This window comes from Streptomyces sp. Ncost-T10-10d (assembly GCF_900091955.1).
Lineage (GTDB): Bacteria > Actinomycetota > Actinomycetes > Streptomycetales > Streptomycetaceae > Streptomyces.
The window spans coordinates 94,150-114,029 of sequence record NZ_FMDF01000227.1 but is presented as its reverse complement, the minus strand read 5'-3'; the positions used below and the strand labels follow the sequence as shown (position 1 = coordinate 114,029).

At 69.3% G+C, this 19,880-nt stretch carries 22 protein-coding genes; 9 read left to right on the top strand and 13 right to left on the bottom strand.

The window, feature by feature from the left end; translation table 11 throughout:
- Positions 1-35: 35 nt before the first annotated feature.
- From GA0115254_RS40940 to GA0115254_RS40930, 3 genes are read right to left on the bottom strand one after another with little or no spacing between them, the layout of a single operon-like run.
- Positions 36-389 (bottom strand): SH3 domain-containing protein, encoded by a 354-nt coding sequence (locus tag GA0115254_RS40940; protein WP_256103069.1) that lies wholly within the window; start codon positions 387-389, stop codon positions 36-38.
- Positions 383-625 carry a hypothetical protein gene (locus tag GA0115254_RS40935; RefSeq protein WP_093900327.1) on the bottom strand — a complete coding sequence of 81 codons (243 nt, stop codon included), beginning with the start codon at positions 623-625 and terminating at the stop codon, positions 383-385. The genes GA0115254_RS40940 and GA0115254_RS40935 overlap by 7 nt, the downstream gene beginning before the upstream one ends.
- The gene (locus GA0115254_RS40930) at positions 601-1,392 is read right to left on the bottom strand and encodes a hypothetical protein (RefSeq protein ID WP_218105624.1); all 792 of its coding nucleotides are present in this window, start codon (positions 1,390-1,392) and stop codon (positions 601-603) included. Before GA0115254_RS40930 ends, GA0115254_RS40935 begins: the two co-directional genes overlap by 25 nt.
- 343 nt (positions 1,393-1,735) lie before the next feature.
- Between GA0115254_RS40930 and GA0115254_RS40925 the strand changes: the two genes are divergently transcribed.
- The 5 genes from GA0115254_RS40925 (at position 1,736) to GA0115254_RS40905 (ending at position 5,807) form a co-directional block, all read left to right on the top strand.
- A complete protein-coding gene (locus GA0115254_RS40925) occupies positions 1,736-2,047 on the top strand; it encodes an ArsR/SmtB family transcription factor (RefSeq protein ID WP_093900325.1) in 312 nt (103 codons plus the stop codon).
- A gap of 86 nt (positions 2,048-2,133) precedes the next feature.
- The gene (locus tag GA0115254_RS40920; protein ID WP_093900324.1) at positions 2,134-3,342 is read left to right on the top strand and encodes an MFS transporter; all 1,209 of its coding nucleotides are present in this window, start codon (positions 2,134-2,136) and stop codon (positions 3,340-3,342) included.
- 217 nt (positions 3,343-3,559) lie between these two features.
- Positions 3,560-4,126 carry a DinB family protein gene (locus GA0115254_RS40915; protein ID WP_093900323.1) on the top strand — a complete coding sequence of 189 codons (567 nt, stop codon included), beginning with the start codon at positions 3,560-3,562 and terminating at the stop codon, positions 4,124-4,126.
- Positions 4,127-4,394: 268 nt separating this feature from the next.
- Positions 4,395-5,198: a hypothetical protein gene (locus tag GA0115254_RS45075; protein WP_093900322.1), complete on the top strand. Its 804-nt coding sequence runs from the start codon at positions 4,395-4,397 to the stop codon at positions 5,196-5,198.
- 132 nt (positions 5,199-5,330) lie between these two features.
- Positions 5,331-5,807 carry a GNAT family N-acetyltransferase gene (locus tag GA0115254_RS40905; protein WP_093900321.1) on the top strand — a complete coding sequence of 159 codons (477 nt, stop codon included), beginning with the start codon at positions 5,331-5,333 and terminating at the stop codon, positions 5,805-5,807.
- A 36-nt stretch (positions 5,808-5,843) separates the two neighbouring features.
- Here GA0115254_RS40905 and cpt read toward each other — a convergent pair whose 3' ends face one another.
- Together cpt and GA0115254_RS40895 are read right to left on the bottom strand one after the other, a co-directional pair.
- The gene (cpt, locus tag GA0115254_RS40900) at positions 5,844-6,365 is read right to left on the bottom strand and encodes a chloramphenicol phosphotransferase CPT (RefSeq protein WP_093900320.1); all 522 of its coding nucleotides are present in this window, start codon (positions 6,363-6,365) and stop codon (positions 5,844-5,846) included.
- Positions 6,366-6,472: 107 nt separating this feature from the next.
- Positions 6,473-8,224, bottom strand: a complete 1,752-nt coding sequence (locus GA0115254_RS40895; protein WP_093900428.1) for an acyl-CoA dehydrogenase family protein — start codon at positions 8,222-8,224, stop codon at positions 6,473-6,475.
- Between the two features lie 809 nt (positions 8,225-9,033).
- Between GA0115254_RS40895 and GA0115254_RS40885 the strand changes: the two genes are divergently transcribed.
- Together GA0115254_RS40885 and GA0115254_RS40880 are read left to right on the top strand one after the other, a co-directional pair.
- Positions 9,034-9,381, top strand: coding sequence for a hypothetical protein (locus GA0115254_RS40885; protein ID WP_093900318.1), 348 nt, complete (start codon positions 9,034-9,036; stop codon positions 9,379-9,381).
- A gap of 106 nt (positions 9,382-9,487) precedes the next feature.
- Complete coding sequence (locus tag GA0115254_RS40880; RefSeq protein WP_093900317.1) at positions 9,488-10,093, top strand: NADPH-dependent FMN reductase; 606 nt, start codon at positions 9,488-9,490, stop codon at positions 10,091-10,093.
- Here the strand turns inward: GA0115254_RS40880 and GA0115254_RS40875 are convergent.
- The 3 genes from GA0115254_RS40875 to GA0115254_RS40865 all read right to left on the bottom strand — a co-directional run bounded on the left by GA0115254_RS40875 (position 10,084) and on the right by GA0115254_RS40865 (position 12,820).
- Complete coding sequence (locus GA0115254_RS40875; protein WP_093900316.1) at positions 10,084-10,650, bottom strand: hypothetical protein; 567 nt, start codon at positions 10,648-10,650, stop codon at positions 10,084-10,086. The two genes, GA0115254_RS40880 and GA0115254_RS40875, sit on opposite strands and share 10 nt — an antisense overlap.
- A gap of 62 nt (positions 10,651-10,712) precedes the next feature.
- The gene (locus GA0115254_RS40870) at positions 10,713-11,321 is read right to left on the bottom strand and encodes a TetR/AcrR family transcriptional regulator (protein WP_093900315.1); all 609 of its coding nucleotides are present in this window, start codon (positions 11,319-11,321) and stop codon (positions 10,713-10,715) included.
- The gene (locus tag GA0115254_RS40865) at positions 11,318-12,820 is read right to left on the bottom strand and encodes an MFS transporter (protein WP_093900314.1); all 1,503 of its coding nucleotides are present in this window, start codon (positions 12,818-12,820) and stop codon (positions 11,318-11,320) included. The genes GA0115254_RS40870 and GA0115254_RS40865 overlap by 4 nt, the downstream gene beginning before the upstream one ends.
- Positions 12,821-12,996: 176 nt before the next feature.
- On the opposite strand from GA0115254_RS40865, the gene GA0115254_RS40860 reads away from it, so the two are divergent.
- A complete protein-coding gene (locus tag GA0115254_RS40860; RefSeq protein WP_093900313.1) occupies positions 12,997-13,299 on the top strand; it encodes a hypothetical protein in 303 nt (100 codons plus the stop codon).
- A gap of 182 nt (positions 13,300-13,481) precedes the next feature.
- Here GA0115254_RS40860 and GA0115254_RS40855 read toward each other — a convergent pair whose 3' ends face one another.
- On the bottom strand, positions 13,482-14,864 hold the full coding sequence (locus GA0115254_RS40855; RefSeq protein ID WP_176740502.1) for a DUF445 domain-containing protein: 1,383 nt from the start codon (positions 14,862-14,864) through the stop codon (positions 13,482-13,484).
- A gap of 143 nt (positions 14,865-15,007) precedes the next feature.
- On the opposite strand from GA0115254_RS40855, the gene GA0115254_RS40850 reads away from it, so the two are divergent.
- On the top strand, positions 15,008-16,258 hold the full coding sequence (locus GA0115254_RS40850; protein ID WP_093900311.1) for an SGNH/GDSL hydrolase family protein: 1,251 nt from the start codon (positions 15,008-15,010) through the stop codon (positions 16,256-16,258).
- A 43-nt stretch (positions 16,259-16,301) separates the two neighbouring features.
- Here the strand turns inward: GA0115254_RS40850 and GA0115254_RS40845 are convergent, their stop codons facing one another.
- From GA0115254_RS40845 to GA0115254_RS40830, 4 genes are read right to left on the bottom strand one after another with little or no spacing between them, the layout of a single operon-like run.
- Positions 16,302-17,033 carry a DUF1707 SHOCT-like domain-containing protein gene (locus tag GA0115254_RS40845; RefSeq protein WP_093900310.1) on the bottom strand — a complete coding sequence of 244 codons (732 nt, stop codon included), beginning with the start codon at positions 17,031-17,033 and terminating at the stop codon, positions 16,302-16,304.
- A 35-nt stretch (positions 17,034-17,068) separates the two neighbouring features.
- The gene (locus GA0115254_RS40840) at positions 17,069-18,133 is read right to left on the bottom strand and encodes an ABC transporter ATP-binding protein (protein ID WP_256103066.1); all 1,065 of its coding nucleotides are present in this window, start codon (positions 18,131-18,133) and stop codon (positions 17,069-17,071) included.
- A gap of 44 nt (positions 18,134-18,177) precedes the next feature.
- Positions 18,178-19,059 carry an ABC transporter permease gene (locus GA0115254_RS40835; RefSeq protein WP_370741024.1) on the bottom strand — a complete coding sequence of 294 codons (882 nt, stop codon included), beginning with the start codon at positions 19,057-19,059 and terminating at the stop codon, positions 18,178-18,180.
- Complete coding sequence (locus tag GA0115254_RS40830; protein ID WP_093900309.1) at positions 19,052-19,852, bottom strand: ABC transporter permease; 801 nt, start codon at positions 19,850-19,852, stop codon at positions 19,052-19,054. Before GA0115254_RS40830 ends, GA0115254_RS40835 begins: the two co-directional genes overlap by 8 nt.
- Between the last annotated feature and the right edge of the window lie 28 nt (positions 19,853-19,880).

Genomic DNA, 19,880 nt, shown 5'->3' with positions numbered 1-19,880 from the left:
TCAGGCTGTCGATACGACTGCCTGTGCATACTGATCTACTTGTTCAGGTAGTCGTAGCGCACCCAGCCGGACTTGCCGGCGTTGGCTCCCGTTGTCACCTTTCCCCAAGCCCAGCTGGGGTTGACGTCGCCCTTGAGGCAGTAGTGGGTGAACCCAGTACCCTTGGAAAGGAGACCGAGCGACGTATAGGACGTGCTCGGGCCGCTGCGGAGATTGACCGCCGTGGTCGTCGCGGCCTTGCGCGGTTCGTTCCACTGGTAAGTGCAGGCAGACGGAATTGCGGCCGCCGCTGACGGGGCGGCCGAGGCGGTGCCGCCGCTCGCCAAGAGCAGACCAGCCGTGACGGCGACGCCTGCGATTGCCGATGCCAACTTCTTTGATTTCAGCAACAGTTCCCCGATTCTCGATCATGAATATCGATCACTCCCACCCTATGCCGAGGTTCTTCGACCTCGGCGGCCGGGGCCGCTCGTATGGGAAGGGTGACGTCGGGGTGGATCTCGGCGTACACCGCGCGGTGTACGCCGAGACGGTCCCGCCCGGCCTGGGTGAAGTGCAGCGGCCAGTTCTCCGTGTAGTGGCCGAAGCCGTCGAAGCGGATCAGGCCGATGGACTTCGCCTGCACCGAGTAGTAGCACTGCCGAACGGTGACCCGCCCGTTGCGGGCCACCACCGGCATCCAGTCGATGCCGGTGTCGTACTCGTCCGCGGGCAGCACCGCCAGCAGGCCGCGTTCCTGCTCGAAGTCGAAACCGATCTGTATTTGAAGGCGTTCTCGAGCTCGGCGGAGCGGGGCGTGGTGTTGCCCTTGGCGTCCTCGGTCAGGTCGAGGCCGTCTCCCGGGCCGTCCGTCCTGTCCTCGGGCCGGGGGCCGACCCGGAAGTTGGCCGGCATGTTCTTCAGTGCCTTGTCGACGTCGGACGTGCCGAACGCTTTGGGGGCGAGTGGCGCCGGCGTGGTGCCGATCTGCCGCTCCTGGGCGGGGGTCAGCACGGCGAGGAACGGCTGGAAGAACGACTTGGGAATGATGTGGTGCAGCGTGTCGACCAGTGGATCACTGGAGTGCGCCGTCTTCACGGCGGCCAGCTCGTTGCTCGTCGACCCGAGTTTCCAGTCCTTCTTCTTGGAGCGCTGCACGACACCGACACCGGCACCGGCACCGACGGCCCCGCCGGAGTCGGCCGGGCCGCACCCGGGGCCATGTTCGTGGCGGCTTCGCGCGATCACGGCTGCGACCGCGGCGTTCCCGATGCTGCACTGCAGGGCGAGCAGCGCCCCCGGCGGCTGCGGTCCGGCGCTCACCGCCGCCGCTCCGCCTCGCTCGCCGCTCCGCCGTGACCGCGCCGCCTGAGCGTGAGCGAACTCCACCTCCAACGAGGACTGTGCGCGCATACGCGCCTCCCCCTGGCTGGTGTCCATGCTCACAACAGCGACCCGCCTCTGAGAAGCGCCTTCGGGGCAGACCCGGGGCAAGCCCCCCTACGCGCTCGGGGCAGAACCGCATCTCCCAGCGGGGACGCCGGTGACAAACGCCTCCCCGAGGCAGCCGATCAGGTACTGGCACTGGAAGCCACAGCCAGGCCCATGAGCTCAGCGAGGCCAACCGGGTGCAGGGAAAGATCGTTCAGACTCCGCAGAGCTGTCGGAGGGGCGGGCGACGTGGATCGATTTGACTTGCCACTACATATCGCGAAAGCTAGATGCATTCCCGTAGAGAGCATGGAGAGGCAGACCGGTGGATCCGCTGGCCGTACACAAGGCACTCGCCAACCCCGCGCGCCTGCAGTTCATGCAGTGGCTCAAGGACCCGGCGAAGCACTTCGACGAGGACTCCTACCGGCAGCAGGGGCTCGGCTTCCACATCGGCGTGTGCGTCGGCGACATCCAGAAGCGTGCCGGGCTGGCACAGTCGGTGGTGTCCGGCTACTTGCAGACCCTGAAGGACGCGGGGCTGCTCACCTCGGAACGCATCGGCAAGTGGACGTACTACCGGCGCAACGAAACGGTGATCGCCGAGTTCGCCGCGCACGTCCGCGACGAGCTGTAGCCCACCTGTAGCCCACTCGATTTCCGTGCGCACACCGTCTCCCAGGCGCAACATATCTACTTTTCTAGATTTGATGAAAGGTCGCGATGAGAAAGACCTCCCTCACCGTCCTCGTGCTCGCCCTGGGCGTGTTCGGGATCATCACCACCGAGATGGGCATGGTCGGCGTACTCCCGCAGGTCTCGGCCGAGCTCGGTGTCACCCCGTCCGCCGCGGGATGGCTCGTCGGCGCCTTTGCCCTGGTCATCGCCGTGTCCGGGCCGTTCACCACACTGCTCGCGTCCGGCATCGACCGTAAGAAGGTGCTCGCCGCCGCAATCGCGGTGTTCGCCGTCTCCAATGCCGTCTACGCGCTCACCACGCAGTACGAGGTGATGCTGGCCTTCCGTATCGTTCCCGCCCTCTTCCATCCGGTGTTCTTCGCGGTAGCGCTCGCGACCGCCGCACGGCTGGTGCCCGCCGCAGACGCGACCCGGGCCACGACGACCGTGTTCGGCGGAGTCACCGTCGGCTTCGCCTTCGGCGTGCCGCTGACCTCGCACCTCGCCGAGCATGTGTCCCTGGCGTCGGCGTTCTGGTTCGGCGCGCTCGTCAACCTGATCGCCTTCCTCGGCATCCTGCGATTCGTACCGTCGATGCCTGTCGGGCAACGGGTGTCCTATGGTGCCCAGTTGAGCGTTCTCAAGCAGTCGCGGATGTGGCTGACCATCACGTCGGTCGTCCTCGTCTTCGCGGCGATGTTCTCGGTCTACGGCTACTTCGCCGAGTACCTCGGCCAGGTCACGCACATGGACGGCACCTGGGTCAGCGCCATGCTGATGGCGTTCGGCGTCATCATGATCCTCGGGAATTTCGTCTTCGGTGGACTGCTGCGGCGCAACCTGATCCGTACGGTGGTCGCCTACCCCGTCCTGTGTCTGCTCGTCTACGTGCTCCTGTACGCCGTCGGCCCGCTGTTCGCGCCGATGGTTCTGGCCGTACTGGTCTGGGGGGCCGTGCACTCGGGCGGGCTCATCGTGAGCCAGAGCTGGCTGGGGAGGGACGCCGTCGACGCGCCCGAGTTCGGCAACAGCCTCTTCATCTCGTTCTCGAACCTCGGCATCACCGTCGGAACCGCGGTCGGGGGCTGGGTCCTGGCCGAGTACGGAGCTCGTCAACTCGCCTGGGCGGGAAGCGGGTTCGCGGTCGCCGCACTGGTTGTCATGGCTCTGCGGCTGGGACTGGACCGCACCGGTGCGCGGCAGGCGCCGCCCACCGGCCAGGCGGTGCGGACACTCGGGGACGTTCGGAGCTGAGACGACAGGAGCCGGTCATCGGGACTCCCCCGGGCCGCTCATCGGAACGGGCGCCGACGGACCGCCCTTCGACCACCGGCAACCGTCCTTGGACAGGGTGCCGTTCGGCCCTCCGCCCGACCCGGCTCCGGCCGTACCCATCCGCCTCCGCTCCGCCCGCCTGCGCGGAAGGCGTCCTAGTGTGGCTCCCACGAGCCGACCAGGAGGGCCATGCCCCATGGGGACGACGAGCGCGAACGGCTTACAGGGCGGTGAGCGCGAGGATCTGCTCGCGCTCGTTGCTGATCAGCGCACCAACTTTCTCTATACCCTCGCGGGCGTCGGCGATGAGCAGGCCGGCCTCGCCACCACCGTCAGCGAGCTGACGCTCGGCGGCCTGCTCAAGCATCTCGGCGAGGTACAACGCACATGGCTCGCGGTGGTCGACGGTACGGCGCCGGGCAAGGTCGACCGGGCCGACCTCGACCCCGACGGCACCCGGATGACCAAGGGCGAGACCCTGGCCGGGCTGCTCGATTCCTTCCACGCGGCGGCAGCGGAGTTCGATCGCACGGTCCGGCAGGAGCCCGACCTCGACCGCCTCGTGACTCTCCCGCAGTACCCGTGGTCGCCGCCGGAACCGATCACCTGGACCGTCCGCCACGTACTGTTGCATGTTTTCCGGGAGATCGCGCACCACAGTGGGCACGCGGACATCATCCGCGAGGCGCTGGACGGTGCCAGCACTACGGCCCGCATGGCTGAGGCCGCCTCGCGCGGGGGCGGTGTGGCCGACGACGGCTGACGGCAGATGACCGGGTGCGGAAGGAGCTGGAGGTGGGGCTGGAGGTGGGGCTGGAGGTGGCCGGCTCCGGTGAAGCATGTGCGGCCAAATGAGTGCCGATCAGACCATCTCCCGGACGCGCGACAGGGATTTTCAGGAGACTGGCAGTCAGTGCTGAAGGTGTCTCCTGACAGTTCGCACCGAAGGTCGATTTCCGGCCACAACACAACGCCCCGTACGCTGCAACACATCGGTCACCATCGGTCGGCCGGGAGAGAAGGGCGACAACATGACCTCCGAGACCAACACACTCGGCACCATCGATGCCACAACTGCCTTGTTGCAGGCGGAACTTCCGCGTCTGGAACAGCACCAGCAAACCCTGGAAAAGGAGCTCGCGACCGTCACCGAGCGCCTGGAATCGGTGCGGACCGCACTGACGGCCCTGCGCTCGCTGTCCACTTCCCCTGTTCCCTCCTCGAACACGGAGGCGCAGGACGTCAAGGCAGCGGACGCCACGGCGGAAGCCGAGGGCGTCAAGGCGGAGGCGGAGACCGAGAGCGTTGCCGCTCCCAGGATTCCGCAGCAGGCTCAGGGCTCCATCGACTCCGCCGTCCCGGCGGAGGTCCCGCAGGAGCCGGCAGCGGCCGCCCCCGCGCGCCGCACCGCCCGGAAGACTTCTGCGCCCAAGGGCCGCAAGCAGGCTCCCGCCAAGCCGAAGACCGAGCGCGGGCAGGCCAAGAAGGCCGTCGCAACCAAGTCCGCCAAGCCGGCGAAGGCCGCCGCGCCCGCGAAGGCCACCGCGCCTGCCAAGGCCGCCAAGCCCGCCAAGACCGCAAAGTCCGCGGCGTCGAAGAAGGCAGCGCCTGCCGCGCCTGTCGTCGACGACAGCGGCAGCCTCACCGAGATGGCCATGAAGGTGCTGTCCACGTTCGGCGACACACCTGTCCGTGCCCGTGAGGTCACGAAGGCCCTGGGGCGTGAGCTCACCCCCAACAGCATCAACACCGTTCGCAGCACCCTGGACCGCCTCGTCGGCACCTCCCGGGCGCACCGCGCCGGCCGAGGCCTGTACCAGGCACCCGCCAACTGACGCTTCCTGCAAGGGAATCTGTTCAGACGCCCCCGCCACGGCCCGATGGCCGTAGCGGGGGCGAAGGCGCTCCTGCATCGTGTGCCGACGGCTGATCCCGTGACTTCTCAGCACGCTCTGTAGGTTGCAGACATGTCTTCATCACTTCGCCTCGAAAAGGTCACGCCCGACAACGTCGAGGCCGCCTGCCTGTTGAAAGTACGCCCCGACCAGGACGGGCTCGTGAAGCCGGTCGCCTGGTCGCTGGCTCAGGCGTATGCCGCACCCGAGGTCGCCTGGCCCCGGCTGATCTTCGACGGTGAGCATCTCGTGGGCTTCGTCATGGCCTTCTTCGATGTCCGGTTCTATCCGGACAAGCCGGATGACAGGCTCCGCTCCGGGCTCTGGCGGCTGAACATCGCCGCTGATGAACAGGGGCGCGGTTACGGTCGCTTCGCCGTGGAGGCAGTGTGCGAGGAGATACGGCGGCGCGGGCAGACGCGTACGACCGTGAGCTGGGTTCCCGGGTCGCACGGGCCCGAGAAGTTCTATCTGAAGCTCGGTTTCCGGCTCACCGGGGAAATGAGCGGGGACCAGGTCGTCGGTGAGCTGGAGCTCGGTGATGTGTAGTGCTGTGGCCGGAAGTGGCCACAACAACCCAACGGATCACTCGATGCGGTCGGCGATGATCCGCGCGCACTCCAGGGACTCGCTCGCCGTCGTGTCCACCTCCAGGTCGTAGATCACGCCCCGGTGGACCACGTCCGCCTGCGACGCCGCCATTCCCGTGACCCGGTCACCGCGCGCGATCTCACGGGCCGCGGCAACCTCACTCTCGCACCGGACGCCGACCCACAACACCCGCACTCCGTCGAGCGCCTTCTGCCATCGCTGCTGGGACGCCGCCCCGCCGAGGAAGACCTCGTCGACGATGATCCTGGCTCCGGCCCGGGCCATCGTGGCGACACCCTCGATCCACGCCGACTCCAACGTACGGAACTCGGGGCCGACGATCACCTCGCCGTCCGGAGCGAACTCGATGCCCGCGTCCGACGCCCGCATGGGCGCGGGCATCGCCTGGATCAGTGTGTCGACCCCGAAGGCCAGCCAGGGGTCCGGCAGGACCGCCTGCAGGCACCGAGCGATCCCGGACTTCCCCGAGCTGGAACCACCGTTGAGCACGATCATCCGCGTCATCACCGCGCCACTCTAGGCCCGTGTCCCCCGGGTGACACGCCCTTTGCCGACACGACGCCGCCGGGCGTTCACGGCTCGGGGATCCCACTCCGATGCTCTCACCGGGCCAGCAGGCTGCCCTCGATGCCATCGAAGGCATCAGGATGGTTGATGGGATGATCGAGGAGAACGTCCTCCACGACGGCGAATCCGTTCGTGAGGGTCAAGGCCTCGGGTGCGAGGTCCACGACGACACTCTCGGCCGCGTCGGGGAGCCGTCTCACCTGAGCGCTGGTGAGGTACCCCTCCGCAAGCAGGTCTCCGCTGTGAGCCGCCACACGGCGCAGGGTGAACAGACGGTGCAGCAAACGCAACTGGCGCTGCGCTTCGGGGTGAGGAGCCTGTTCGGCGGCGTCCAGAAGAGCTTGGGCGGCCTGGCTGTGCGCGTAGGCGTCGACCAGTTCCAGAGCCGGTGTGACAGTGGTGTTCCACCGGTTGAGGGGATTGCCGGCCGGTGCGTTGCGCAGGCGCGTACGTGCGCGTTGGTGCCAGATGCGTTCGATGTCCGCCAACAGATCTTGGAGGAAGGCCGGATCGTCCAGGTCGCGAGCCTCGGGCGGCGCATCATGGGGCTCCTTCGGAGTGAAGTGTCCAAGAAGCATCTCGCCGGCGGCCTTGACCCAGATGACGAGGTTGTCCCCCTCCGCTGTGATGGTTCCCTCGTTGGCTGCCAGCTGGCCCGCGATTCCGTTGGCCAGGAAGAGCCCCTGTGCACCGCAGCGTTCACGGCACTCGGTCATGACAGCGCGGGCCCGCCAGGTGATCCAGCCCTTGGCTATGGCTGCGAACCGCTCGCCGTTCTCCCGCTCCGGCTCCGTTGCCTGCGCCCACTGTCGTACCGCGGCGCGGTGCAGGAGGGTCGCGGCGTAGGTGGTGGCGATGGCGTCGAGGAGCGGAGCGTGGTGGCTGCGGTGAGCGAACAGCGGAACGTTGCCGCCGGCTGTCACGCCGGAAGTCTGCCTCGCGTGGGCGTGCCGCACGGCCACAGCGAGCGCGTGGCGCGTGACGCCGAGACTGTAGGCGCTCATACAGAGCTTGCCGGCGGTGACGCGGCCGATGGAGTGCAGGAAGCGCTTGCGGGGGCTGCCGATCGAACTCGTGAAGACGCCGTCCGGTGTGAGGCGTCCGTGGTCGGACTGCAGAAGCGCTTCCTGTGGCAGACGGACGTTGTCGAAGGATGTGACGCAGTGGTCGACAGGGGCGGTGGCCGTCTGCGGCAGCCTGCGTATCTCGACTCCTGGCATCGGTCGCCCGGTCTCGTCGCTGAGCGGAGTGAGAAACAGGAAGACGCCCTGGTCCTTGCCGTCCGTGATGAGGCGGGCGGCGACGACAGCGGTTTTGGGACCGCCGGTGGAGCTGGTGTTCGGCATGAACTTGCGGGCGGCCGGACTGGGAGTGTTCAGCACGAACTCGCCCGCGGTTCGGTCGTACGTGGCGGTCGTCTCCAGTTGGGAGGCGCTGTTGCCGTGCCCGGCCTCCGTGCACAGAAACGTTCCTGTACGCCGCAGCTCGAAGAACTCCCGCAGATCGCGGTCCGGGCCCGACGTGTGTTCGAGGAGGCTTCCGAGAAAGAGGTTGTAGTGGATGCTCGCCACTGTTCCCAATCCCGCGTCCACCGGGCCGACCCATTCATGGAGTGCCGTGAGTCGTTCCACATCGGCCACGAAGTCCTCGGGTCTGTCGAGTGCTTCGTTGATCAGGTGTAAACGCTCGTAGGACAGTGCGGCACGTTCATCGGGTGACAGCCCTTCTCTGAAGCTGAACGGCTCAGTACTGAACAGCTTGCGCCAGGGCTCGTGGAGCTGATCCATCCGTTCGCCGAAGAGCGCCCGCGTCAGCGCGGCGGCGGTCGAAGATGCCTGGTCAGAGAGGAGTGCGGTGTTGATCACTTTCGGAACGCTAGCTCATACGTTCAGTTAGCACGGCGTGATGATCAACACGATTGAGATCACCAAGATGTTGGTACTCGCTCGCTTCGACGTGCGGGTATCCCTGCTCGTCAGGAGTGCGTGAGGCGCCCCTCGACGCTCCTGATCGATACGCATAGGGGCCGTGCCGCGGAGTGAGAGTTCCGAGCAGTCGGCTGTGTGCGAGGGCCCACTCGGAGCTGTTGCCGGAGTGGGAACACTGTGACTGCTCGCCCTCCTCGGTCAGGCCCTCCACGCCTCGCAGAGCACCTTCGAGTTGCTCCCGTTGCCGAGTCGGGCAACGCGGCAGCGGCCCGAGCGCGCTGGTGCTCAGCCACGAGAGCGGGGCTGCCGGCCGGCACCGCCAGGACGGCGGCCGCAGCGGCAACGAGCAGTACGGACGCAATGGTGAGGGTACGCAGTCGCCGGCTGATCGCGGCCCCCGTGATCCAGATGCTCACCAGGGACGCGGCACACCGTACGTGCAACCAAACGACCGGACCCCGCCTCCGAAGCGCCGCCCGTGCTGTCGTGATCCAGCCGCGGCGGCGGTCAACTCGGCGAGCGCGGTACATGACCCACATGGCCGTCGGCAGAACCGATTCGGCAGCTCCCGTCCGGGTGACGGAACCCCATATCTGACAGTAACCGCAGGTCAGCGGCACAGACTTGGGTCGGTTCCGATCTTTTTTCCCGCACAAGGAGTGCCCTTCATGCGTCTTCGTTCCACCGTGGCTGCCGCCCTCGGCGCGCTCGCGCTCATCGTGGCCGTGCCGTCCTCGGCCGATGCGGCCTCCGGAGACTTCAGCTACACGTACAGCGGTCTCGACGGCTCCCCGCAGGTCGCCTTCCTGATCGACCCGCCGAGCAGGGTGTGCATCACCCTGCCCGAGGTCGCCGACCCCGGTTCATCGAGCCCCGCCCACTCTCCGCGGAACAACACCGACGCGACCGCCGTCGTCTTCACCGGCGTCGACTGCGAGGGCGAGTTCTTCCTCCTCCGGCCGAACGGTGGCCACGCCTCCAGCCGGCTGAAGCTCCGTTCCGTCGCCTTCAGCTGATCCCGTCGGCACCGTCCGACCGCCCACCCCGGTACGAGCCAGCCGCGCTCGTGCCGGGGTGGCGTCGTTACGGGAATGAGGCCCTGCCGTCGCTGGTTGACCGGACATGTCGACGCGCCGTGTGATCCTTCTGCTGTCCGGAAGCCTGCGCAGGGGTTCCACCAACGAGACCGTGCTGCGCACCGTGCAGTCCGTGGCGCCTGCGGGTGTACGAACCGTTCTCTACGGCGGCCTCGCGACGCTCCCGCACTTCAATCCCGATGACGACGCCGAGCCGCTGCCGGAGCCGGTGGCCGCGTTGCGTGCGGCGATCGACGAGGCGGATGCCGTTCTCGTCTGTACGCCGGAGTACGCGGGGACCCTGCCGGGGGCGTTCAAGAATCTGTTGGACTGGACGGTCGGTGGCACCGAGATCTGCGACAAGCCGACCGCGTGGGTGAACGCCGCAGCCCCCGGTCGCGGCCAGGGCGCGGAGGCCACGCTGCGGACGGTGCTCGGCTACACCGGTGCGGACATCGTGGAGCCGGCCTGCGTACGGATCACCGTGGACCGGAAAGCGGTCGACGCGGAGGGGATCATCACCGATCCGGGCGCCCGCGAGCAGCTCGGGCAGGTGCTCGGGCTGCTGACGGGGCGGGCCGCGCAGATCGAGCGCGGACAGGGCGATGCAGCTGCGGCCCACCCGATGCGGCGCGGCGACCGTCAGCGGTAGTCCTCCGGGTGGCCCTGCATCCAGGTGTTGATGCGGTCGCGGGTGCCGATCAGTTCGGAGCGGTGCTTCTCCAGGTTGGCCGTGGAGGTGTCACCGTTCAGCGTCGTGCGCAGGGCGCTGATCCAGGCCAGCGGCTCCTTGAAGTGGCCGGGGCCCTGAGCGTCCGCCTTCATGGCCTTGTCCAGGCGCGCCAGTTCGTCGTTGACCCGGCCCAGGAAGTAGGCGCAGTTCGCCGATCCCGGGGCGCAGGTGTCATTCAGTGTGGCCTGGAGACCCGCGAAGGCATCGCGTACGGCCTCCGGCGTGTTCCTGGCGACCTCGGCCGCCTCGGCCGCCTCCGCTTCCGCACTTGCCTCGTCCGAGGCGCTCTTCGCCGCCGCGGCGTCGTCGGCCGCCTTGGCCATGGCCGACGCGTTCGCGGACGGCGCCACATAGGGAACGTCGGCACCCGGCCCCTGCGACGTGGAGACGCTGGTGCAGCCCACCAGGAACGCTCCGAGAACCGCTGCCGCGGCCACGGCCGTTGCAGCGCCGCGCGCGTTGGTGCGGACAGACATGAGGCCCCCCTCTTCCGGTTGGGCCAGACCCTACATCTCCGGCCCGGCCTCGCCCCCGTTGCTCACCCCGTGATCAGGGTCTGCAGCGCGGGCGCGTACAGGTCCGCGATGTGTTCGGGGGTGGCGTCCGCGCCCGCGCCCTGGTGGTGGAGGCTGAGGGTGGCGCCGAGGCCGAGGAGGTGGCCGGCGATCAGTTCGGCGCGCAGGGTGCTTTCGGGGCCGGTGAGGCGGGCGGCCAGGGAATCGGTGACCTGTTCGTGGAAGCGGTCGCGCAACAGGGAGCGTTCGTCGCGGTTGCCGAGGGAGAAGACGACCCGCAGCAGTGGGTCGGACTGCAGTTCGCGGCGGCGGCGCACCAGCGTCACCACCATGTGGCGGCCCAGCATGTCGAGCGGGGCGTCGAAGAGTTCGGCGGCTGCGGGGCCGAAGTCGGCGACGGTGTTGAAGAGTTCTTCCTTGCGGCCGAAGTGCTTGACGACCAGGGACGGACTCACTCCGGCGTCGGCCGCGATCCCCCTTATGGTCACCTCGGCGTAGGGGCGCTGTGTGAACGCCCGGCGGGCGGCGCGCAGGATCGCGTCCCGGCCCGTGCCCGGATCGACAGCGGCCGGCTCCGGTCCCGGGGCTGGGGCTGGGGCCGGGGCCGGAACGGTGGCCTGGCGGCTGGTCATGCGCCCTCCTGGATCGGCATCGTCCGCACACCGTCCTCCCGGTCGCCCGGGGCGTTGCGGCTCTCTTCGACCGTACCCGCCGTGGGCGTGCGGCCGCCCGGCAGGCACAGCGTGACCAGCATCGCGGCGAGCGCCGCGCCCGCCGCGATCAGGAAGACCACCTGGTAGGCGTGGAGCGTCGGGGCCGTCCGGCCGCCCACCAGGAACGTGATGTTGGCCAGGACCGCGGCCACCGTCGCGCTGCAGAATGCCTGCCCGATCGACCTCATCAAGGTGTTGAGACCGTTGGCCGCGCCCGTCTCGCCGACCGGTACGCCGCGCATGACCAGCGCGGGCAGCGCCGAGTACGCGATGGCCGTGCCCGAGGCGACGACCGTCGCACCGGCGTTGATCATCCAGAGGCTGTGGCTGGTGAAGTACCGCACCACGTAGCCGGCCGCGATCACGCCCGCCGCCAGCGCCAGGCTCACCTTCGGACCGTACTTCGCGGAGATCCGCGCCGAGACCGGCGAGAGCGCCACCATCATCACGCCGCCCGGCAGCAGGCACAGCCCGCTGACGACGAGTGAGGCACCGAGCCCGTACCCCGTCGCCTTCGGCTCCTGCACCATCTGCGCGGTGACCAGGGAATTCGCATAGAAGGCGAAGCCGATCAGCAGTGCGGCGACGTTGGTGAGCAGGACGGCCGGGCGGGCCGAGACCCGCAGATCGACCATGGGTGTCGGGACGCGGAGCTCGTACGCACCCCAGACCAGCGCGATGACGACGGCGGCCACCAGCAGACCGACCGTCCGCCCGGACGTCCAGCCCCAGTCGGCGCCCTGGGTGACCGCGAGCAGCAGACAGACCAGGGCCCCGGACAGTCCCAGCGCGCCGACTGCGTCGAAACGGCCGCGGGTGCGGAGCGGGGATTCCGGTACGCACCACAGCACCAGCACGATGTCGATGACGCCGATCACCCCCGAGACCCAGAACATCGTGTGCCAGTCGAAGTTCTCGACGACGAGGGCGGCGACCGGCAGCCCGACCGCCGCGCCGATGCCGAGCGTGGAGCTCATCAGCGCCACGGCGGACAGCACCCGCTCGGGCGGGAGTTCCTCGCGCAGGATGCTGATGCCCAGCGGTACGACGGCGAGCGCCGCACCCTGCAGGGCGCGGCCGGTGATCAGCACCCCGATGTGGGAGCTGACCGCGCACAGGACCGAGCCCACCACCAGCACCGTGAGCGACGCGACGAGCACCCGGCGCTTGCCGTACATGTCGCCGACCCGGCCCAGGACGGGCGTGAAGACGGCGCCGGTCAGGAGGGTGACGGTGACCAGCCAGCTCGCGGCTGCGGGGGTCGCGCCGGTGAGGGCCGGGATGTGCGGGAGGAGCGGGACGACGATCGTCTGCATGACCGCGACCACGACACCGCAGAACGCGAGGACGCCCACGGCGAAACGGGGATGCGGGGCCTCATCCGTGGCGGCGGTCGAGGCAGGTATGTCCGCGGGCATGGCTCTCCGTACGGTGCTCGTCGGCAGGGACTTCGCGCAGGGGTGCACGCTCGTTCACCCCCAAGGGTAAACGCTTGTGCACCCCCTCGGCGACAGGAAGTCCGCACACCGCGTTAGCCTCGAAGACCCGGGCTCCGGGCCCGGACAACTCAGACAAGAAGGCGAAGGTGGCTGCGATGGCGAAGGTTCCGGCAGCGGCGGTGGCGGCGAGCGGGCTGGTCGGCGGGTACGCCGTCGCACGGTGGACCAAGAAGCGGCCGCTGGGCGGGGTCGCTCTCGCCGCCGCGGGCACCGTCGCCGCGTACGAGTGGAACCGGCAGGCCGGGCCGCGCGCGGCCGTCGGGCTGACCACCGCGTATGTCGCCGCGTTCGCCGGTTCGCATCCGCTGGCCAAGAAGGTCGGCGCCTGGCCCGCCGTCTTCGCCGTGGCGGGCAGTGTGGCCGCCGCGTCGTGGGCGGTCACCCGCCGGGCCGCCTGAATCGCGGACGGATTGCCGGTGATCAGCCGGTGATCATCTTCCGGACGCGCTGAACGCGGGCGGGACCATGTACGTGTTCAAGGGCGCTCCCCCGCGTGAGCCGGGTGCGTATCCGTACGACAGGACGGGTACGCACCCGGAACCCCCGAGGCTCCGGCTCCGACGAGCCGGAACCCCGGGCCCTACGCCCCCAGCGCCTGCGACACCGTGTAGATGAGCAGCCCCGCCAGCGCACCCACCACCGTGCCGTTGATCCGGATGAACTGCAGGTCGCGGCCGATGTGCGCCTCGATCTTCTTCGACGTCTGGTCCGCGTCCCAGCTCGCGACCGTGTCACTGATCAGCGAGGTGATCTCCGCGCGGTACGTCGTGACGACATAGACCGCCGCGTCCTCCAGCCAGCCCTCCAGCTTGGCCTGCATCCGCCCGTCCGTCGCCAGCCGCGCACCGAACGTCAGCAGTGAGGCCCGTGCGCGCAGCCGCAACTCGCTCTGCTCGTCGTCCGCAGCCGCGATCATCATCGTGCGCACCGACGACCAGGCCGACGCGATGACCTCCTGGACCTCGCCGCGCCCCAGGATCTCCGACTTCAGCCGCTCCACCCGTGCCCGGGTGTCCGAGTCCGTCTGGAGGTCGGCCGCGAAGTCCGTCAGGAACGTGTCGATCGAACCGCGCGCCGGGTGCCCCGGCATGTCCCGCATCTCCGTGATGAAGCGCAGCAGTTCCTTGTAGACCCGCTCCCCCACCCGCTTGTCGACGAACCGCGGCGTCCAGCCCGGTGCCCCGCCCTGCACCGCGTCCATCACCGAATCGCCGTGCAGCACCAGCCAGTCATGGGCGCGCACACAGATCAGGTCCACCATCCTGCGGTGGCCGCCGTCCGCGACGATCTTCTCCAGCATCTTGCCGAGACCTGGAGCGATCTCCGCCGCATTGGCCCGCCGGGTGATCGCCTCACCCACCACGGCCTGCACATCGGAGTCCCGCAGCACCGTCAGCGCACCGCGCAGCGCGGTCGACAGCTCGGCGGTCACCCGGTCGGCGTGTTCCGGCTCGGCCAGCCAGGCGCCGAGCCGGCCACCGACACCCAGGGCGTTGATACGGCTGCGTACGACATCGCCGGAGAGAAAGTTCTCGCCGACGAAGGAACCCAGCGAGGCTCCCAGCTGGTCCTTCTTGGTGGGGATGATGGCGGTGTGCGGGATCGGCAGGCCGAGCGGGCGCTTGAACAGCGCCGTGACGGCGAACCAGTCGGCCAGCGCACCCACCATCCCCGCCTCGGCGGCCGCGGCGACGAAGCCGGGCCAGCCGCCCACCCCCGCGTTCTTCGCCCAGGTGGCGAGGACGTACACGAGCGCGACCAGCAGAAGGAGGCCCGTGGCCGTGGTCTTCATCCGGCGTACGCCGCGGCGCTTCTCCTCGTCGGCTGCGGTGTACGCGAACGAGGCGAGAGGGGCCGGGTGGCCGCCGCTTGCGGGACGGGCCGCGCCCGCCACCTGCTCCCGGGCACGCTCCGGCTGCCCCGCACCCCGTTCGCCGGGTCCGGTCCCATCGATCCGTTCCATCCGCTCCACCCGTCCGCGTACGCATCGCCCCCGGTGTCCCGTACGCATTGTCCTTACCTGACCTACTCCCGGGCCGCACGTCGAGTTCCCGACACCTTGCCCCATCATGGGATCAGTCCGATTAACCAGGAGACACACCGTCCATGCCCAGGCGCCAGGGGTACGCCCTGCTCATCGCCCTCGTGGCGGGCACCGCAGCGCTCGCCGCCGGCGTGGCATTCGCCGGCTCCCTCCTCTTCTCCGGCTCCGGCACCCGGCCGCAGCAGGCCGCCGCACCCGACCCGCGGTCCGTGGCCCGTACGCCCGCCGCACCGGCCCACTCCACCGGCCTCTGGCTCGGCACCTGGGCGGCGGCCCCCACCACCGGGGTGATCGACACGTACAACGGCGGCGACCTGACCCGGCGCACCATCCGTGATGTCGTGCACACCAGCATCGGCGGCGACGCGGCCCGCATCACCCTCTCCAACCTCTTCGGCACGCACCCGCTGGTCGTGGACCACGCCACGGTCAACACCCGCCCCGTGACCTTCCGGGGCGCCGCCGCCGTGACCGTCGCCGCGGGCGGACAGATCGTCAGCGACCCGGTCCTCGTCCCGGTCGCCGCCGACGCCGATCTCGTCGTCACCCTGCGCACCCCCACCGCCGAGGGCCCCGTCACCATCCACCCGGGCACCCACCAGACGTCGTACGTGGAGGACGGGCGGGGCACCCGGCGCACCACCGACTGGCGCTACCTCACCGCCGTCGACGTGCACAACGAGACCGCCGCCGGAACGATCGCGGTGATCGGCGACTCGCTCACCGCGGGCACCGGCTCCACTCTCGACGCGAACAGCCGCTGGCCCGACGTGCTCGCCGACCGGCTGCGCGGCCGGTACGGAGTGGTCAACGCCGGCATCGCGGGCAATCGCATCCTGCGCGACGGCCGCGGCGTACGGGCGAGCGCCCGCTTCGACCGCGACGTACTGGACGTCGCCGGGGTGAAGACGGTCGTCATCGCACTCGGCATCAACGATGTGCAGCAGTTCCCGCAGGAGACCGACCCGCAGCGCATCACGGACGCGCTGCGGTCCATGACCCGGCGCGCCCACGCACGCGGGCTGCGGGTCGTCGGGGCGACGCTGATGCCGTACGAGGGGTTCCGCACCTGGACACCCGCGCGGAACGCCGTACGGGAGCAGGTCAACGAGCTGATCCGGGCCGGCGGGATCTTCGACTCGGTCATCGACTTCGACAAGGCGGCCCGCGACCCGCACCACCCGGCCCGGCTGCTGCCCGCCTACGACTGCGGCGACCATCTCCACCTGAACGACACGGGCTACCAGCGGCTGGGCTCACTGGTCGACCTGTCGGCCCTGCAGCACGACCGGCCCGTCTCCGACCGGTTCTGACGGCGGGGCCGGGGCCGGCGGAAGGCCGGAGGACGTCTCGGGCTCAGTCCTCGAAGCGGTCCGACGCCCCCCGGCCCTTCTCCAGCCGCCCCCGCTCGCGCCCGCGCTCCCGGTCCAGCTCCCGCGCCCGTTCCGCGTCCCTCAGCCGCTGCTTCTGCGCCTTGCTCCGCTTGTGCTCCACGCCGACTCCGCCCATCAACGCGAGCCCGGTGATCCGCACCCGCGGGGAATCCGGCGACTGAACTCCCGCGTCCTTCGAGCGCTCGCCGAAGCCGCCCATGATGCCGATGCCCGTGACCTCGGCGTTCAGCTCCGGGGGGACCGTCACGCGCATACCACCCATGATCGTGAAGCAGCGGATGACCACCTCGCGGTCCTCGAAGTTCGCCTCGCGCAGATCGATCTCGCCACCGCCCCACATCGTGAACGCGGTGAACTTCCGGCCCACCGTCCAGTTTCCCCGGCGGCCGAACCCTCCCCAGACCGCGAACGCGCCGCGCGACGTGGCGGGCTTGCCGATACGGTCCGCCCAGCGCACCGCCGAGCTGGTCGGTACCGGGGCCGCACCCACCGGGTCAACTGCCGTGCCCGGTGACGGAAGGTCTCGGAGGAGTGGTTCCAACTCCCCATGCGTACGCGCCCTGTAGGCCGCTTCGAGCCGAAGCTCGAACTCCTCCATCTCCAGCCGGCCCTCGGCCACCGCCTCGCGCAGGGTCTCGGCGACACGCTCACGCTCGGCATCGGAGGCACGCATTTCCGGAAGGTCACTTGTCATACCGCTCAGCCTATTCGTACGCTCCCGTCACCGATCTACATGCCCCCGGCCGACGCGTACATCTTCGCGATCACGGCCTCGATGTCGGGCTCCCGCACCGACAGGTCGACCAGCGGGTAGTCCGCCGCGATCCGGGCGACCAGCGGTGCGGCCGACTCCGAGGCCGGGAAGGCCAGCCACTGACGCGGCCCCTCCACCTTCACCGTACGGACCGAAGGCGCGGACTCCAGCCGGATCGGCGGGAGCTGACGCTCCAGGTCGACCACCAGCATCCGTTCACTCTCGCCCACCTCATGCAGTCCGTCGAGCGCCCCGTCGTACATCAGACGGCCGTGGTCGATCACCATCACACGCTTGCAGAGCTGCTCGATGTCCGTCAGATCGTGCGTGGTGAGCAGCACGGTCGTGCCGCGTTCGGCATTCAAGTCCCGCAGGAATCCACGGACTTTGGCCTTGGAGACGACGTCCAGGCCGATCGTCGGCTCGTCCAGGTACAGCACCTCGGGATCGTGCAGCAGCGCCGCCGCGATGTCGCCGCGCATCCGCTGCCCCAGCGAAAGCTGCCGTACGGGTACGTCCAGCAGCTCGCCCAGATCCAGGAGTTCGATGCAGCGGTCCAGATTCTCGCGGTAGCGGGCGTCAGGAATCCGGTACATCCGGTGCATCAGCCGGTACGAGTCGCGCAGCGGCAGGTCCCACCAGAGCGTGGTGCGCTGGCCGAACACCACACCGATGCGGTGAGCCAGCCTCGTACGCTCCCTGGACGGGTCGATGCCCGCCACCCGCAGCCGGCCGCCGCTCGGGGTGAGGATGCCGGTCAGCATCTTGATCGTGGTCGACTTCCCGGCACCGTTCGGGCCGATGTAGCCGACCATCTCGCCGCGCGCAACGCGGAAGCTGATGGAGTCGACCGCTCGCACCTGGCGGCGCTCACTGCGCATGAAGCCGGTCTTGCGGCGCACGTCGAAGACCTTTTCGACGTTGTCGAGCTCGATGAAGTCGGTGTCCGTACTGGTGCCGGTGCCGGTGCCGGTGCCGGTGCCGGTGCCGGTATCGGTGCCGGTATCGGTGCCGTTCTCCGTGTGGGTCTCTGCGTTCATGTCCGATGCCCTCGCCCTTGCCCTCGCCCTGCTCGATGTTCTCGTCAACTGCCTGTGCTGCGGTACGCGCGCAGGCCCGAGCGCCAGGCCAGGCCCGCGAGCAGCCAGCACAGGCCCGCCACCACCGGAGGCAGGAACGCCACCCAGTCCGGCAGGCCCAGCGGATAGTCCCGGCCCAGCACATACAGCGCGGGCAGCCAGTTCACGAAGGCCAGCGGCACCACGAACGTGACGCCGCGCACCAGGTCCTTCGCGAAGATCGACGGCGGGTACTGGAGCAGCGTGTTCCCGCCGTACGTGAAGGAGTTCTGCACCTCGGAGGCGTCCTGCGCGACGAACTGGAACGCCGCCCCGGCCACGAACACCGCCGCGAAGATCGCCGCCCCGCTGAGCAGCATCAGCGGAATCATCGCCACCTTCAGCGGTGTCCACCCGATGTCCAGCGTCACCAGCGCGTAGCCGAGGACCAGCGCCCCCTGGGTGATCCGCCCCATCCTGCGCAGCGCGAACCGGTCGGCCGCGACCTGGGCGAGCACTGGCACCGGCCGTACCAGCAACGTGTCCAGCGTGCCGTCGCGCACCCGCCGACCCAGCCGGTCCATCGAGCCCATCACCAGGTCGGCGAGACCGAACGCGGTACCCGAGGCCCCGTACAGCAGCGCGATCTCCGGCAACGTGTATCCGCCCAGCGCATCCACGTGCTGGAACATCAGCAGGATCGCGACGAAGTCGAAGGCGGTCACCGCGAAGTTCCCGAACGCCGTCATCGCGAACGAGGCGCGGTACGCCATCGTCGAGCGCAGCCACATCGTCGCGATCAGCCCGTACGCCCGGACCCCCTCGACGAGCCTCGACCGCTCGACGAACACCACCTCGGGTGTGTCCGCCGCCCCGGCCACCTTCACCGCACCGGCCGTCTCAGCCACCCTGAACCACCACCCTCCTCGTCGCCACCGACTGAACCAACCGCCCCACCAACAGCAACGTCAGCGCCCAGCCGCCCTGGAAGGCGTACGCCTCCACCAGCCCCCACCCCGTGCTCTTGCCGAGCAGCACATCGGCCGGCACCTGGAGCAGCGACGACCACGGCAGCACCCGCGCCACGTCGCCCAGCACCCCGGGGAACAGCGTCAGCGGCAGCAGCATCCCGGAGAAGAACATCCCGGCCAAGGACGTCATCTGCGACACCCCCGCCCCGTCCAGCAGCCAGAAGGCGGAGAGCGCCACCAGATAGCGGATCGCGAAACTGACCACGACGCCGAGGGCCACCGAGACGAGGAAGGCCAGCCAGACCCCCGGCGAGGCGGGCAGCGCCAGATCGAAGGCGAGCGACCCCAGCAGCATCGGCACGATGCCGCGGCCCAGCAGATGGAATGCGGCCCGCCCCAAGTCGCCTGCCAGCCACCAGAGTTGGAGGTCCGCCGGCCGATAGAGATCCACCGCCACATCGCCCGTGCGGATCCGCTCGATCAGCTCGTCCTCGAATCCGCCGCCCATCATGGCGCAGGTCATCAGCAGCGCCTGCCCCAGCCACACATAGGTGAGCGCCTGGGGCATGTCGTAACCGCCGAGCTGCGGACGCTCGTCCCACAGCGCCACATAGGTGTACGCCATGATGAAACCGAAGACGGTGTTGGTGAACACCCCCGCCGCCGTCGCGGTCCGGTAAGTGGCATAGCGCCGGAACCCACCCGCCGCCACCACCGCGTACAGCCGCACTGCACCACCCCCCATCGCCCGGGTGCCC